15 protein-coding genes are annotated in these 14,971 nt (G+C 73.0%); 7 read left to right on the forward strand and 8 right to left on the reverse strand.

The window, feature by feature from the left end:
• The first annotated feature begins 492 nt into the window (after positions 1–492).
• The gene (locus tag ACZ49B_RS20490) at positions 493–1,188 is read left to right on the forward strand and encodes a pyridoxine/pyridoxamine 5'-phosphate oxidase (protein WP_468307784.1); all 696 of its coding nucleotides are present in this window, start codon (positions 493–495) and stop codon (positions 1,186–1,188) included.
• A gap of 84 nt (positions 1,189–1,272) precedes the next feature.
• Positions 1,273–1,581 carry a hypothetical protein gene (locus tag ACZ49B_RS20495; RefSeq protein ID WP_468307787.1) on the forward strand — a complete coding sequence of 103 codons (309 nt, stop codon included), beginning with the start codon at positions 1,273–1,275 and terminating at the stop codon, positions 1,579–1,581.
• Between the two features lie 126 nt (positions 1,582–1,707).
• Here ACZ49B_RS20495 and ACZ49B_RS20500 read toward each other — a convergent pair whose 3' ends face one another.
• Together ACZ49B_RS20500 and ACZ49B_RS20505 are read right to left on the reverse strand one after the other, a co-directional pair.
• Complete coding sequence (locus ACZ49B_RS20500; RefSeq protein WP_468307790.1) at positions 1,708–2,124, reverse strand: Zn-ribbon domain-containing OB-fold protein; 417 nt, start codon at positions 2,122–2,124, stop codon at positions 1,708–1,710.
• Positions 2,121–2,573: a DoxX family membrane protein gene (locus tag ACZ49B_RS20505; RefSeq protein WP_133897711.1), complete on the reverse strand. Its 453-nt coding sequence runs from the start codon at positions 2,571–2,573 to the stop codon at positions 2,121–2,123. The genes ACZ49B_RS20500 and ACZ49B_RS20505 overlap by 4 nt, the downstream gene beginning before the upstream one ends.
• A gap of 207 nt (positions 2,574–2,780) precedes the next feature.
• On the opposite strand from ACZ49B_RS20505, the gene ACZ49B_RS20510 reads away from it, so the two are divergent.
• The 3 genes from ACZ49B_RS20510 (at position 2,781) to ACZ49B_RS20520 (ending at position 7,363) form a co-directional block, all read left to right on the forward strand.
• A complete protein-coding gene (locus tag ACZ49B_RS20510) occupies positions 2,781–4,019 on the forward strand; it encodes a flavin-containing monooxygenase (protein ID WP_468307793.1) in 1,239 nt (412 codons plus the stop codon).
• Positions 4,020–4,225: 206 nt separating this feature from the next.
• Positions 4,226–6,460, forward strand: a complete 2,235-nt coding sequence (locus ACZ49B_RS20515) for an acetate--CoA ligase family protein (RefSeq protein ID WP_468307796.1) — start codon at positions 4,226–4,228, stop codon at positions 6,458–6,460.
• Positions 6,461–6,559: 99 nt separating this feature from the next.
• On the forward strand, positions 6,560–7,363 hold the full coding sequence (locus ACZ49B_RS20520; RefSeq protein ID WP_468307799.1) for an enoyl-CoA hydratase/isomerase family protein: 804 nt from the start codon (positions 6,560–6,562) through the stop codon (positions 7,361–7,363).
• Positions 7,364–7,378: 15 nt separating this feature from the next.
• On the opposite strand, the gene ACZ49B_RS20525 is transcribed toward ACZ49B_RS20520, so the two are convergent.
• Both ACZ49B_RS20525 and ACZ49B_RS20530 read right to left on the reverse strand, forming a co-directional pair.
• Positions 7,379–8,170 carry a VOC family protein gene (locus tag ACZ49B_RS20525; RefSeq protein ID WP_468307801.1) on the reverse strand — a complete coding sequence of 264 codons (792 nt, stop codon included), beginning with the start codon at positions 8,168–8,170 and terminating at the stop codon, positions 7,379–7,381.
• A gap of 138 nt (positions 8,171–8,308) precedes the next feature.
• A complete protein-coding gene (locus ACZ49B_RS20530) occupies positions 8,309–9,208 on the reverse strand; it encodes a hypothetical protein (RefSeq protein ID WP_468307803.1) in 900 nt (299 codons plus the stop codon).
• Positions 9,209–9,347: 139 nt separating this feature from the next.
• On the opposite strand from ACZ49B_RS20530, the gene ACZ49B_RS20535 reads away from it, so the two are divergent.
• A complete protein-coding gene (locus ACZ49B_RS20535; protein ID WP_468308235.1) occupies positions 9,348–9,974 on the forward strand; it encodes a flavin reductase family protein in 627 nt (208 codons plus the stop codon).
• A gap of 115 nt (positions 9,975–10,089) precedes the next feature.
• Here the strand turns inward: ACZ49B_RS20535 and ACZ49B_RS20540 are convergent, their stop codons facing one another.
• From ACZ49B_RS20540 to ACZ49B_RS20555, 4 genes are all read right to left on the reverse strand, one after another.
• Positions 10,090–10,500, reverse strand: a complete 411-nt coding sequence (locus ACZ49B_RS20540) for a hypothetical protein (RefSeq protein ID WP_468307806.1) — start codon at positions 10,498–10,500, stop codon at positions 10,090–10,092.
• 114 nt (positions 10,501–10,614) lie between these two features.
• Positions 10,615–11,682: a Zn-dependent alcohol dehydrogenase gene (locus ACZ49B_RS20545; RefSeq protein ID WP_468307809.1), complete on the reverse strand. Its 1,068-nt coding sequence runs from the start codon at positions 11,680–11,682 to the stop codon at positions 10,615–10,617.
• Positions 11,679–12,896 carry an acyl-CoA dehydrogenase family protein gene (locus tag ACZ49B_RS20550; RefSeq protein WP_468307812.1) on the reverse strand — a complete coding sequence of 406 codons (1,218 nt, stop codon included), beginning with the start codon at positions 12,894–12,896 and terminating at the stop codon, positions 11,679–11,681. Before ACZ49B_RS20550 ends, ACZ49B_RS20545 begins: the two co-directional genes overlap by 4 nt.
• A gap of 15 nt (positions 12,897–12,911) precedes the next feature.
• On the reverse strand, positions 12,912–13,832 hold the full coding sequence (locus tag ACZ49B_RS20555; protein ID WP_468307813.1) for an SDR family NAD(P)-dependent oxidoreductase: 921 nt from the start codon (positions 13,830–13,832) through the stop codon (positions 12,912–12,914).
• A 117-nt stretch (positions 13,833–13,949) separates the two neighbouring features.
• On the opposite strand from ACZ49B_RS20555, the gene ACZ49B_RS20560 reads away from it, so the two are divergent.
• Positions 13,950–14,876, forward strand: a complete 927-nt coding sequence (locus ACZ49B_RS20560; RefSeq protein WP_468308238.1) for a cyclase family protein — start codon at positions 13,950–13,952, stop codon at positions 14,874–14,876.
• The last annotated feature ends 95 nt before the right edge of the window (positions 14,877–14,971 follow it).

The following is a 14,971-nucleotide window of genomic DNA, read 5'->3' on the forward strand; positions in this document are numbered from 1 at the left end:
CCGCAGGCCATCGCGAAGCGACGCGACGAAGGAGCGCCCTTGACGGCCCGGACCGCACCGGAAGGACAGTGGACTGACGGGACGCCCCCGGACACCCTCCGACGCCGAGTGCGCGGACCCCGCCCCCCGACATCCCGCCAGACACTCCCGACCCCGAGTACACGGACCCCGCCCGGTATCCCGACCGGCCACCCGACACCGAGCACACCGACCCCGCCCGCCGCGCCTCCGACACCGAGCACACCCACCCCGCCCCCACACCCCGCCCGCCGCACCTCCGACACCAAGCACACCGCCCCCCGGCATCCCGCCCCACGCGCCTCCGACCCCGAGCACACCGACCCCGCCCCCACACCCCGCCCGCCGCGCCTCCGGCGCCGCGCACACCGACCCGCCCCTCACCCCCACACACATCCCGCCCCACTCCGACACCCCCCTCCCGGCCCGGATCCGGCGAATGCCGGAGTCGGGTCGCGTGGTTCGATGGGCGGTATGACCCGCGAGATCAGCAGCTCCGAGATGGATGACATCGAGGCGTTCCACGCCACCCTGCACTCCCTGCGCGTGTGGGACGGCCCGCTGCCCGGGTTCGACCCCGGGGCCGCGCCCGCGGAGCCGTTGGCGCTGTTCCGGGAGTGGTTCCTGCATGCCGCCCAGGCCGGGCAGGCGGAGCCGCACACGATGAGCCTCGCGACGGTGGACGCCGACGGGCGGCCCGACGTACGCATCCTGATGCTGCACGACGCCGACGGGCACGGCTGGCACTTCGCCTCGCACGCCACCAGCGCGAAGGGCCGGCAGCTGGCCGGACACCCGGAGGCCGCGCTCGGGTTCTACTGGCCGGCCGTGGCCCGGCAGATCCGCATCCGCGGCCGGGTCACCGCCTGCGGGCCGCAGGAGAGCCGGGCGGACCTGGCGGTCCGCTCGCGGGGTGCGCTCGCGGCGGCGCTGACGGGCCGGCAGAGCGAGGTGCTGGGCTCGGTGCAGGAGCTGGCGGACGCCTCGGCGGCGGCGTGGGAGCGGGCGGGCGCCGAGCCGGACGCCCCGGCTCCGACCTGGACCCGGTACGTCCTTGACGCCGATGAGGTCGAGTTCTTCCAGGGTGACGCGGCCCGTCGGCACGTCCGGCTGCGCTACCGCCGCAGCGAGGACGGCACCGGCTGGATCCGCGAGCTGCTCTGGCCCTAGAGGGTGTCAGGCGGCGGTCGCGGCCGCCCGTGCGCCGTCTGCGGCGTCCGTCTCCCTCAGGGAGGCCGACAGCGCGCGGGCCTCGTGTTCGGTCATCCGGGGCGTGTCGTACGGCACGGCGTTGACCCAGCGCTGAGTCAGCCGGGCGATCCGCTCGCCGTACCGCTGCGCGGTGATCCGGTCGCCGCGCGAGCCGCGGGTACGGGCATCGGCATCACCGTCGAATCGGCACTCGACCACCAGCCGCCCGGCCTGCGCATCATCCCCCTGACCGGCCCTTCGACCACCGCCGACCAGGTCGTCCTCACCCCTGCCGAACCGTCGGACTCCGCCACGGCGCTGCGCGACCTGCTGCTGCACGCCTCGACGGGGGCGCCCCGCGCCGACCACTGAGCGGCGCGCTCCCCATCGGCGCGCAGGGGAGGGCGCCTTCCTGCCGGAGGCGTCCCCCTGCCCGGAGGCGTCCCCCTGCCCGGAGGGCGCTCGCCCCGGCAGGAGGGCGTCCGCCACCCCGCTTCGTCAGGAGTTCCCCGGGCGGAACACCGCCACGTGGACACCTTCCGCCGCCTCGCGGAACGTCACCTGGAGCGGCATGCCGATGCGCAGGTCCGCCGGGGCGCAGTCCACCACCTCGGTCATCATCCGCGGGCCCTCGGCCAGGTCGACCACGGCCGCCGTGTACGGGACGCGGGTGCCGAACGGCGGGAGGTCGTTCCGGTGGATCACCGACCAGGTGTAGAGGGTGGCGCGGCCGCTCGCCGGCTCCCAGGCCACCTGCTCCTCGCCGGCCCAGCAGAACGGGCAGAACTCCCGCGGGTAGTGGTGGGCCCGCCCGCAGTCCGCGCAGCGGCGCAGCAGCAGCCGGCCCTCGGCGGCCGCGTCCCAGTAGGGGCGGGTGAAGTCGTCGGTCTCGGGGAGGTCGTAGCGGGTGCTCACAGGAAGAGTCCCGTCGCCGCGTCCAGGGACCAGGTCTGCCAGGCCATGGCGAAGAGGGCGACGAGCGAGATGAGGGCCATCATCGCGTTCTGGCCCTGCTCGGCCCAGTCGTGAATCATCAGGACGAGGTAGAGCAGGTTCAGGAGCAGGCCGCCGACCAGGGCGATCGGGGTCAGGAAGCCGAGGACCAGGCCCAGGCCCAGGGCGAGTTCCGCGTAGACGACGATGTACGCCATCAGTCGCGGGCGCGGCTGGACGACCTTCTCGAAGCCGCCCTTCACGAACGGCCAGCGGTGCTTGCCGGCGACGTCGGCGGCCCAGGCGATGCCGGTGCCGCGTTCGAACCAGCCCTTCTTGTCCTTGTGCCGCCAGCTTTCCAGCCACCACAGGCCGAGGCCTATCCGGAGCACGGCGAGCCATTCGGCCCCACTGAGCCAGACGGTCTGCATCGGGCCCTCCTCCCTTGATCTGACGGTACGTCAGTTCAGCGGATCCGGAGCGATCCCGCAAGGCCCCGAGCCGCGGCGGCGCATGGAGCGACCGGACGCATCCGGCCGAGTCCCGGCGTTCCTCCCGACCGCGCCGTGATCGATCCGCAATCGATTCCCTGCTTGTCCGAGACCCATCAACGCTGTGTGTCGATACGCTCACTCCTCATGCCCGGAGTCCTCACACCCCCCGACTTGACCACCCAGCCCCGCCCGGTGTACGTGATCGGCGCCGGCCCCGGCGGCCTCGCCGCGGCCGCCGCGCTGCGCGCCCGCGGGGTCCGCGCGGTGGTCGTCGAGAAGTCCGACGAGGTCGCCACCTCCTGGCGCAGCCACTACGACCGCCTCCACCTGCACACCACCCGCCGGCTCTCCGCCCTCCCCGGGCTGGCCATGCCGCGCCGGTTCGGCCGGTGGGTCTCGCGCGACGACGTGGTGCGGTACCTCGAGAAGTACGCCGAGTTCCACGAGCTGGAGCTCGTCACCGGCGTCGAGGTGACCCGGATCGACCCCGCCCCCGGCGGGGACGGCTGGCTGCTGCACGCCACCGGCGGGCGGGTGCTCGACGCCCGGGCCGTCGTCGTCGCCACCGGGTTCAACCACACGCCCGCGCTGCCCGACTGGCCGGGCCGCGACGCGTACGCCGGGCAGCTGCTGCACGCCCGCGACTACCGCAACGCCGCGCCCTTCGAGGGCCGGGACGTGCTCGTCGTCGGCGCCGGCAACACCGGCGCCGAGATAGCCGTCGACCTGGCCGAGGGCGGGGCCGCGCGGGTGCGACTCGCCGTGCGCACCGCCCCGCACATCGTGCGCCGCTCCACCGCGGGCTGGCCCGCGCAGCGCACCGGGATCCTGGTGCGGCGGCTGCCCGTGCGACTCGTGGACCGGCTCGGCGCGCTCGTCGCCAAGGCCTCGGTCCCCGATCTGGCCGCGTACGGGCTGCCGCGCCCCGGCACCGGCCTGTACAGCAGGGTCAAGGAGGGCGCGATCCCTGTCCAGGACGTCGGCCTGATCGACGCCGTGCGCACGGGCAGGGTGGAACCGGTCGCCGCCGTCGCCTCGTTCGAGGGCGCGGACGTGGTTCTCACCGACGGCTCCCGCATCACCCCGGACGCGGTGGTCGCCGCCACCGGATACCGCCGCGGCCTGGAGGGCCTGGTCGGACACCTGGACGTACTCGACGGGCGCGGGCGGCCCCGTACGCACGGCACCCGCACGCCCGCACAGGCCCCCGGCCTGTACTTCACCGGCTTCACCAACCCCATCAGCGGCATGTTCCGCGAGATGGCCCTGGACGCCGAGAAGATCGCCAAAGCCCTGTCCCGCCGGCTCGGCCCCCGAACCGGCCTCCCGCCGGCCGAGCCCCTCCCGGACACGGGCCTGCGCCCGGTCGACCCGCTCGCGTAGGCGCCGGGCCGCCGAAGCCGCCGTTTTCCGGTCTCCCGCAGAACAGGCCGAATCCGGTCCTGGACCCGTCCCGCCGGGATCTGGGACCGTTCCACACATCACCTCCACCAGCTTTCCTACGCAGCACTGTTCCTGACGGCACGTCAGTTCAGTAATCTGACTACGCGTCAGTTATTGAGGTTCATCGAGCAGGAGCGGGCGGAACGATGCTTGGATCTACTCACGGCACCCTCACCACCGACTTCCGCGCACGTGTCGAGGCCTGCGGGGAGTCCCCCAGGACGGCCGTCCACTCCACGGCAGCGCCGTCCGCCGCGGACACGGTCGCGATGGACGTCAGCGGACGGCCCTTGCACGCCGACGTCCCCGACCTGGACCGGTTCTTCCGGCCCGAGTCCGTGGCCGTCATCGGCGCCTCCGACGCCGAAGGCAGACCGAACACCGGCATCACCCGCCAGCTCATCGCCTGGGCGGAGCGCGTCGGTGCCCGGATCCACCCCGTGCACCCCACCCGCCCCACCGTCTTCGGGCTGGCCTGCCACGCGTCCGTGGCCGATCTGCCCGAGCAGGTGGACCTCGCCGTCCTCCTCGTCGGCGATCCGCTGCCGGTCATCGAGGAACTGGCGGAGGCCAAGGTCAAGTTCGCCGTCGCCTTCGCCTCCGGCTTCGCCGAGACCGGCGACGCGGGCGCCGCCGCCCAGGCCCGGCTCACCGCCGCGGTCCGGCGGTCGGGCCTCCGGCTCCTCGGCCCCAACACCAACCTCAACGCCTTCGAGAAGTTCCGCGAGGACCTCGACGGCCCGGCGATCGCCCTGATCACCCAGTCCGGCCACCAGGGCCGGCCCGTCTACACCCTCCAGGAGCTGGGCATCCGGCTCTCCCACTGGGCTCCCACGGGCAACGAGGCCGACCTCGAGACCTCCGACTTCATCTCCTACTTCGCCGAGCAGCCCGAGGTCGGCGCCATCGCCTGCTACGTGGAGGGCCTCAAGGACGGCCGGTCCTTCCTGCTGGCCGCCGACCGGGCCGCCCGCAACGGCGTCCCCGTCGTCGCCGTCAAGGTCGGCCGCACCGAGACCGGCGCCCGGACGGCCGCCTCCCACACCGGGAAGCTGACCGGCGCCGACACCGTCGTGGACGCCGCGATGCGGCAGTTCGGCGTCATCCGCGTCGACGGCCTGGACGAGCTCCAGGACACCGCCGCCCTGCTCGCGAGGGCCCGCAAACCGCTGGCCGACGGGGTCGTCGTGTACTCCATCTCGGGCGGCACCGGAGCCCACTTCTCGGACCTCGCGACGGAGGCCGGGCTCAGCCTGCCGACCCTCTCCCGGGCCAAACAGGACGAGCTCCACCAGTGGATCCCGGAGTACCTGAACGTCGCCAACCCCGTCGACAACGGCGGCCACCCCGTCGGCGACTGGCGCGGCCGGAAGATCATCGACGCGATGCTCGCCGATCCGGCCGTGGGCGTGCTGATCTGCCCGATCACCGGGCCGTTCCCGCCCATGAGCGACAAGCTCGCGCAGGACCTGGTGGACGCGGCCGAGCAGAGCGACAAGCTGATCTGCGTGATCTGGGGCTCCCCGGTCGGCACCGAGGAGGCCTACCGCACCACCCTGCTCGGCTCCTCCCGCGTGGCCACCTTCCGTACGTTCGGCAACTGCATCACCGCCGTCCGCGCCTACCTCGGCCACCACCGCTTCACGGCCGCCTACCGCTCCCCCTTCCAGGACGCACCGCGGACCCCGTCCCCCTCGTACCGCAAGGCGCAGGCACTCATGCGCCCGGGCCAGCAGCTCAGCGAGCACGCGGCGAAGCAGCTGCTGCGGGCCTACGGGATACGGGTCCCCCGCGAGCAGCTCGTGACCAGCGCGGCGGCTGCGGTACGGGCGGCCGGCCTGGTCGGCTACCCGGTGGTGATGAAGGCCTCGGGGCCGCAGCTCGGCCACAAGACGGAGCTGGGCCTGGTGAAGATCGGCCTGACCTCGGCGAGCCAGATCCGCGACGCGTACCGGGAGCTGACGGACATCGCCCGCTACGAGGACGTCCCGCTCGACGGGATCCTGGTCTGCCAGATGGTGGAGCGGGGGGTGGAGATGGTCGTCGGCGTCACCCAGGACGACCTCTTCGGCCCGACGGTGACGGTGGGGCTCGGCGGGGTCCTGGTGGAGGTCCTGCACGACGCGGCGGTACGGGTCCCCCCGTTCGGCGAGGACCAGGCGCGGGCGATGCTGACCGAGCTGCGCGGGCACGCGCTCCTGGAGGGGGTGCGGGGGGCGCCGCCCGCGGATGTCGACGCGCTGGTGGAGGTCGTGCTGCGGGTCCAGCGGATGGCGCTGGAGCTGGGCGACTCCCTCTCGGAGCTGGACATCAACCCCCTGATGGTGCTCCCGCGGGGACAGGGGGCGGTGGCGCTGGACGCCCTGGCCATCTGCCGCTGACGCCGCCGCCCCGCTGCGCGGAGACGGCTCCGCGCAGCGGCAACCCGCCGCACCAGCGCTCGGCATCAACCGCGCACACCCGGAACGGGAGTTCAACTCATGACCAGCGCCCCCGCCGACGAAGTCCTCCACCGCATCGAGAGCGGCGTCTCGTGGATCACCCTCAACCGGCCGGAGGCCATGAACGCCGTCACCTGGGACCAGCGCGAACGCGTCATCGCCCTCCTCGGAGAGGCTTCCGCCGACCCCACCCTGCGAGCCGTCGTCCTCACCGCCACCGGCAAGGGCTTCTGCGCGGGCGCCGATCTGCGCGGCGCCCCCGCCGCAGCAGGCGAAAGGGTCGCCGGCGACGTCGCCCGGATGATCCGGCTCGGCGCGCAGCGCCTGATCACCGCCGTGCTCGACTGCGAGAAGCCGGTCCTCGCCGCCGTCAACGGCACGGCCGCCGGCATCGGCGCCCACCTCGCCCTCGCCTGTGACCTCGTCATCGCCGCCGAATCGGCCCGCTTCATCGAGGTGTTCGTCCGCCGCGGCCTGGTTCCCGACGGCGGCGGCGCGTACTTGCTCCCGCGCCTGGTCGGCCCGCAGAAGGCCAAGGAGCTGATGTTCTTCGGCGACGCCGTCCCGGCGGCCGAGGCCGAGCGGCTCGGCCTGGTCAACCGGGTCGTCCCGGCCGAGGAGTTGGAGGCCACCGCCCGGGAGTGGGCGGAGCGCCTCGCGCAGGGCCCGACCCGCGCCCTCGCGCTGACGAAGCAGCTGGTCAATGCCTCCTTGGACGGTGGCCGGGCAGCCGCACTGGCCGCCGAGGCCACCGCTCAGGAGATCAACATGACCACCGCCGACGCCAACGAGGGCGTCGCGAGCTTCGTGGAACGCCGCTCCCCCAAGTACCTGGGGCGGTAGTCGTCAACCAGCGGCTCACATCTGCGGGTTCGGCTTCAGCAGGGCGAACACCGCGCCGTACGGGTCCGCCACCCACGCGATCCGGCCGACGTCGGGCACGTCCGCCGCGGGCATGAGCACCGACCCGCCGTTCCCGCCCGCCGCCGAGACGGTGGCGTCGACGTCCGTGACGTTGAAGTACGGCACCCAGCGCGGCTTCTCCACGCCGCCGCCCGCGCCCTCGCCCATGGGCGCGATCCCGCCGAACGAGGTCTGCTGCTGGTCGCCGTCCTTGAGGCTGAGCACGCGGTAGGTCATCCCGGGCGCCTCCATGTCCTGGCTGCGCCAGCCGAAGACGCCGTCGTAGAAGGTGAGGGCCGCGGCGGGGTCGGGTACGTGCAGCTCCGCCCAGATCAAGGTGTTCTCCTCGGACACCTTCCCCAGCCCGCTGGTCTTCCCGGGCTGCCAGATGGCGAACTCGGCGCCCTGCGGGTCGGTGGCCTGCGCGAGCCAGCCTTCGCCCATGACGTCCATGGGCTCCATCCGGATCTTCCCGCCGCCGGACTGCACGGCCTTGACCGTGGCCTGCACGTCCGGGCTCATGAAGTGCACCATCCAGGCGGACTTCGCCCCGTCCTCGGTGAGCGGCCCGAGCGCGGCGACCGTCTTGCCGTCCACCTGGAAGAACCCGTACCCGCCGGCCTCGGGCCCGAGCGCGGTGAAGGCCCAGCCGAAGACCGAGCGGTAGAAGGCGGCGGCGCCGTCGGTGTCGGGGCTGCCGAGGTCGAGCCAGCAGGGTGATCCGGTACGGAAGTCGGTGCCGAGCATGCGGGTCCTCCTGGGAGACGGGTGGATCGGGCCGGGGGCCACGATGCCGACCTCCCGCGGGGCTGTCCGCCGTACGGGTCCCGGCAGGGCAGTGGATTCACCCGTACGGGCGAACGGTCCGGCACCCCGAGCCGGTGGCTACACGCGGTGCAGAGTGACGGCGGACCGGGGGTGGAGGTCCTCCGGATCTCCGCGTACGCAGAACAGCTCGGGCCGTTCGGCCGTGCCGGCCACCTCCCAGTCGCGCAGGGGTCCGCAGCCGTCGATCGTGAGCGTGACCCGGTCCCGCGGCCCGCGGTGGAAGAGGCCGCCGGATTCGCGCCTCGGCACGAACGCCCACGTCCCGGTCCCCGAACACGTGTCCCACAGCCCGGTCTGCGTGACCAGCTGCATGCCGTCGGCCACCGCCTCGCCGTTCTCGCCCAGCCGCAGGCTCTGCGCGCCCCCGCCGCCGATCCAGTCACCGACGTACTGGCCCCGTTCGAGCCGGGGCGGTTCGTACGCGCCGAGTCCGGTCCGCTCCTGGAGGAAGGCGCCGAGCGCGCAGACGAGCAGGGCGATCCCGGTGACGGAGCCGGCCCGGGCCGCCATCCCGGTCCACCCCGGCGACCGGTGGTTCGCATACGTCGCGGCCACCACCGGGAGCACGCCGGGGCCCGCGATCCAGAGCACCGTCCAGCCGTACGGCAGGTCCCAGCCGGCACTGGCCCACCCGGCATAGGCCGCGGCGATCGCGGCGGCCCAGGGCGCCGCCCACCACCGGCTTCCCAGCGCTCGCGCCAGGGCCATCACGGGCAGGACGAACAGCACCCGGTGCAGGTACGCGACGAGGACCACCACGAGGAGCATGAACGGCACCGCGGCGAAGACACCGGAGTCGATGCCGAGGCCGTGGTCGTCGCGCATGCCGGCGGTGGCGAGGAAGACCGCTCCCGCCACGATGCACTGCGCAATGAAGGCCAGCTCCGACCCGGTCGCCAGGGGCGAGCGCCTCCTGCCTAGAGCGACCGGCTCCTCGTGCGTCTCCGGCATCACCACGACCCCCACCCCCACAGCAATTGAACACGTTCAATCAATGGGGACGATACACCGTTCCGATTTCCGAGTCACCCGCCCGCACCCCTTCCCATCTGACGGGCCGTCAGCTTCAATCGTTGACGTGATGGGACACGCAGGGATGGCGGCCACCGTCGTCCGATACCTCAGGTCAGTCGGCTCCCCCACCTCCGCCGCGTCGGAGCAGGAGCCGGACACCGGCCACGTCGATGCACTGCCGCGCCCCGAGCTGCGGGCCGTCGGCGACGATGAGCGCGCGCCCGTCAGCCCCGCCGAGTTCCGGGCCGTGCTCGGGAACTTCGCCAGCGGGGTCACCGTCATCACCGCGCCGCCGGCAGACGGCGAGGAGGGGCCGGCCGGCTTCGCCTGCCAGTCCTTCGCGTCGCTGTCCCTGGACCCGCCCCTGGTCACGTTCATGGTGGCCCGTACGTCGACCACCTGGCCGCGGATCGCCCGCGCCGGGGTGTTCTGCGTCAACATCCTGGGCGCCGAACAGGGCGAGCTGTGCCGTGCTTTCGCCGTGAGCGGCGCCGACAAGTTCGCCGGGATCGTCCACACCCCGGCCCCCGTGACCGGATCACCGCAGCTCGAGGCGGTGCCCGCCTGGATCGACTGCCGCATCCACGCCGTGCACACCGGCGGGGACCACCTGATCGTGGTCGGCCGGGTCGAGGCCATGGGCGCGGCCGGCGAGGACGGCCCGCTCCTCTTCCACAAGGGCCGCTTCGGCCGCCTCGCCGCCGAGTAGCCCCGGATCCGGAGCCCCGGAGCTCAGGAGCTCAGGACGCCGGTCCGGCCGGCCTGGTAGACCCTTCCGTGCCCGGAAGCCCGCGCGTCACAGCGAAGGCCGCCGGGCCGGTCGGTCATCGCTCGCTGATGTGCTGGTCCCGCCCCGCCTGGTACACGCGGGCGTTCCCGCTCGCCCGCGCGGTCATCCGTACCTCACCCACGTCGGCGCCCCGCGCCGCCGGCGACTCCCCGACCTCGTCCAGGAGCGCCCTGAGCGCCCCCGCGACCTCCGGATTCTCGACGAGCAGGCGACGCACGCGCCCCTGCCACTCCGCGCGCAGCTCGGCCTCGGACAACGCGTCGCTCCCGGCCCGGGCGGCGAGCAGATCGTCCCGGCAGGCGTCGAGGTCGGCGCCGACCGCGTCCGCCCGGTCGGGATACACGCGTCTCCACACCGTGACGACCCCGTCCCGCAGGCGCGGCCACACATCCGTGGCGACCGAACTGATGATGGCCGCGGAAGCCGCTTGTGCCAGCTCGTTCAACGTGCCCCCTCCATCGACATATCCAGATGGTAGGACAACTCACTTCAGAACGAGGCTCGTTGGGCTTCAGGCCGGCCGGCTGCCGGCCGAGGGCCGCGTTCAGCGGCCCCCGCCTCAAAATGTGAGCACGCCGCGCGCCACCCGCCCGTGCTGTGCGTCGTCCACGGCCTTCGCGAAGTCCTCGATCGGGTAGGTCTCCGTGACGAGTTCGTCGAGCAGCAGCTTCCCCTGCCGGTAGAGCTCGGCGTACAGGGCGATGTCCCGCTGCGGGCGGGAGGATCCGTACCGGCAGCCCATGATGGTCTTGTCCAGGTACATGGACGAGACCTGGAACGAGGCCTCCTCCTTGAAGCCCGGTACGCCCAGCAGGACCGCCTGTCCGTGCCGGTCCAGGAGGTCGACGGCCTGGCGGATCAGCTTGACGTTGCCGACGCACTCGAAGGCGTGGTCGGCGCCCGTCGGGAGGATCTCCTTGACCGCCGCCGAGGAGTCGGGGACGGCCGAGGCGTCGATGAAGTGCGTGGCCCCGAACTGCCGGGCCACCGCCTCCTTCGCCGGGTTCGCGTCCACCGCCACGATGGTGGTCGCGCCCGCGATCCGGGCCCCTTGCAGCACGTTGAGCCCGATGCCGCCCGTGCCGATGACGACCACCGATTCGCCGTGGTCCACCCGGGCCCGGTTCAGTACGGCCCCCACCCCGGTCAGGACACCGCAGCCGATGAGCGCCGCCGACGTCAGCGGGATGTCGGCCGGGATCTTCACCGCCTGGACGGCCTTGACGATCGTCCGCTCGGCGAAGGCCGAGTTGGACGCGAACTGGAACAGCGGCTTCCCGCCCCGCGAGAACGGCTGGCCCGGCATCCCGATCGCCTTGCGGCACATCGTCGGCCTTCCCCGGTCGCAGTCCGTGCAGGCCCCGCAGTTCGCCAGGGTCGACAGGGAGACGTGGTCTCGCGGTGCCACATGGGTCACTCCGGACCCGATCGCCTCCACCACCCCCGCGCCCTCGTGCCCCAGCACCACCGGCGGCGGGAACGGTATCGTCCCGTCGATCACCGACAGGTCGCTGTGGCACAGCCCGGCCGCCGCGATCGCGACCAGCACCTCCCCCGGCCCCGGATCGCGGATCTCGAGGTCCTCGACCACCTGGGCCTGCTTGCCGTCGAACACGACGCCTCTCACCTGGGCTCCTTAGGCAGGCCGAGCACGCGCTCGGCGATGATGTTCCGCTGGATCTCGTCCGAGCCGCCGTAGATCGTGTCGGCACGGGTGAACAGGAACAGGCGCTGCTCCTCGTCGAGTCCGAGTTCGTACGGCAGCCCCGGCGCCCACGCCGACGGCCCGGCGGAGGCGGCGGCTCCGCGGACCGCCACCGCCAGCTCGCCGAGCCGCCGGTGCCAGCCGCCCCACAGCAGCTTGGCCACGCTCGGCGCGCCCGGGTCCGCGGCGGTGCCCAGCGTCCGCAGGGCGTTCCAGCGCATCGTGCGCAGTTCGGCCCACTGCCGTACGAGGCGCTCGCGCAGTACGGGGTCCCCCGCGCCGGACGCCGCGGCGCCAGAGGAGACGTACGCCCCCAGCACCCGCTCCAGCTCCGCCGCGAACCCGATCTGCTGGACCAGCGTGGAGACCCCGCGTTCCAGGGCGAGCAGGCCCATGGCCACGGTCCAGCCGTTGCCCTCCCCGCCGACGACCTCCGCCGCCACCGCCCCGTCGAAGAACACCTCGTTGAACTCCGAGGTCCCCGACATCTGGCGGATCGGCCGGACGTCGACCCGCCCCGGCTGGTCCATCCGTACGAGCAGGAAGGACAGCCCGTGGTGGCGCCGCGAGCCGGGCTCGGTCCGGGCCAGCACGAAGCACCAGTCGGCGTCCCGGGCCAGCGAGGTCCAGATCTTCTGCCCGGTGACGCGGAAGAGGCCGTCCGGTCCAGGACGGGGTTCCCGTACCGCCGTCGTACGGATCCCCGCGAGGTCCGATCCGGCGCCCGGCTCGCTGTACCCCTGGCACCACAGCTCCTCGCCGCGCGCGATGCCGGGCAGGAAGCGGTCCCGCTGCTCCGGGGACCCGTACGCGATCAGGGTCGGCGCGAGGAGGTTCTCCCCGATGTGGCCGACCCGGCCGGGGGCGCGCAGTGCCGCGTACTCCTCGGCCCAGACGACCTGGCCGGTCAGGGAGAGCCGCCGGTTGCCGTACCCGTCGGCCTCCCAGCCCTGGCCGATCCAGCCGCCGCGGCCGAGCTCGCGCTCCCACGCGCGCCGGGCGTCGACCCCCTCGTGCTCGCTGCCGGGCCCGCCGAGGCCGAGGGCGTCCGCGTACGGGCCCACGAGGTGCTCGGTGAGCCAGGCCCGGGCGCGGGCGCGCAGTTCCTCGTCCTCGGCCCCGAAGCTGAAGTCCATGTCGTCGGGGCTCCCCTACGCGTTGGGGCGGTCCTTGGCGGCCGCCGCCTTGGCCATGGCCTCCAGCTGCGCGAGCATCGGCATCGGGTCGGTGCCCACCGTCCCGGGCAGGAAGTCGGCGATCTTCTCGGGGGTCCAGGAGCCCTCGGCGTATCCGGCGCGCAGCTCGCGCGGCTGCGCCCAGACGGCGATCTTCGGGCCGGCGATCGTGTAGACCTGCCCGGTGATCTTCTCGCCGCCGGTGGCGACGGCCTTGTCGGAGAGCAGGTAGGTGACGAGCGCCGCGACGTCCTCGGGCTCGCCGATCTCCTTGAGCTCCATGGGGACGTTCGCCGACATGCGGGTGCGGGCGACGGGTGCGACGGCGTTGGCGGTGACCCCGTACTTGGCCAGCCCGAGCGCGGCGGAGCGGACGAGGGAGATGATCCCGCCCTTGGCGGCGCTGTAGTTGGCCTGGGCGACGGAGCCCTGGTGGTTGCCGCTGGTGAAGCCGATGAGGGTGCCGGAGCCCTGGCGGCGCATGACGGCGGACGCGGCGCGGAAGACGGTGAAGGTGCCCTTGAGGTGGGTGGCGACGACCGGGTCCCACTCCTCCTCGGACATGTTGAACAGCATCCGCTCGCGCAGGATGCCGGCGACGCACACGACGCCGTCGATCCGGCCGAACTGTGCGAGGGCGGTGTCGACGATGCGCTGGCCGCCCGCCATGGTGGAGATGTCGTCGGCGACGGCGACGGCCTCGCCGCCTGCGGCCTGGATCTCCTTCACGACGCCGTCGGCGATCTCGCTCGTCGGCTCCCCGCCCTCGATGCCGACTCCGTAGTCGTTGACGACGACCTTGGCGCCCTCGGCGGCCGCGGCGAGTGCCACGGCCCGCCCGATGCCCCGGCCCGCGCCGGTGACGGCCACGACCTTGCCTGCCAAGAAGTTCCCCACGCCCGACCCCTTCCCGCGTTTTCTGACGGACCGTTAGATTCTATGGGCAGTCAGACACGGGAGCACAAGCCCCAGTTCGTCTCGCATCCGTCCGTCAACAGGGAGCTGATGAGATCCATGGGCATGCCCCCCGAGTTCCACGACATCGCCAAACGCGTCAACAACTGGGGCCGATGGGGCGCCGGCGACGAGATCGGCACCCTGAACCTGATCACCGACGAGGTCGTCCGGGCGGCCGCGGCCGAGATCCGCTCGGGCCGCCGGATCGCGCTCGCGCTCCCGCTCAAGGAGGACGGGGTGCAGGCCGGCCTGATCCCGGGCCGGATCAACCCGCTGCACACGATGGTGCAGATCAACCAGGAGCTGTTCGGCCCGGGCACGGTGGCGTGCAGCGACGACGCCGTGACCATGGGGCTCCAGGCGGGCACCCACTGGGACGCGCTCACGCACGTCTCGCACTCCGGGAAGATCTACAACGGCCGCCCGGCCGGCACCGTGACGGCGCACGGCCGGGCCGAGTTCAGCGGCATCGACAAGGCCGGGCACATCGTCTCGCGCGGCGTCCTGCTGGACGTGGCCCGCGCGAAGGGCCTGGACCGGCTGCCCGGGGGCCACGCGGTGACCCCCGAGGACCTGGCGGAGGCCGAGGAGTTCGGCGGGGTCGCGGTCCGGGCGGGCGACGTCGTCCTGGTCCGCACCGGCCAGATCCAGGTCTACCTGGCGGGCGACAAGCACGGCTACGGTTTCCCGTCGCCGGGGCTGTCCGTCCGTACGCCGGAGTGGTTCCACGCGCGGGACGTGGCCGCCGTCGCCAATGACACCCTGACCTTCGAGATCTTCCCTCCGGAGATCGACAACCTGTGGCTGCCGGTCCACGCACTGGACCTGGTCGAGATGGGCATGCACCAGGGCCAGAACTGGAACCTCGAAAAGTTGTCCACAGCCTGTGCAGAAGAAAACCGGTACAGCTTCCTCCTCTCGGCCATGCCGGAGCCCTTCGTCGGGGGCGTCGGCACCCCGGTCGCCCCGGTGGCCGTCCTCTGAGTCGTCCGAGTCCTCCGAGCCCTCCGGCCGTGCCGCCCACTGAAGAAACGATCACTCGGCACCCGGCGTCCCGAACTCGCCGCACAGGTCCAGCA

It is taken from the genome of Streptomyces sp. NPDC031132 (genome assembly GCF_055570595.1).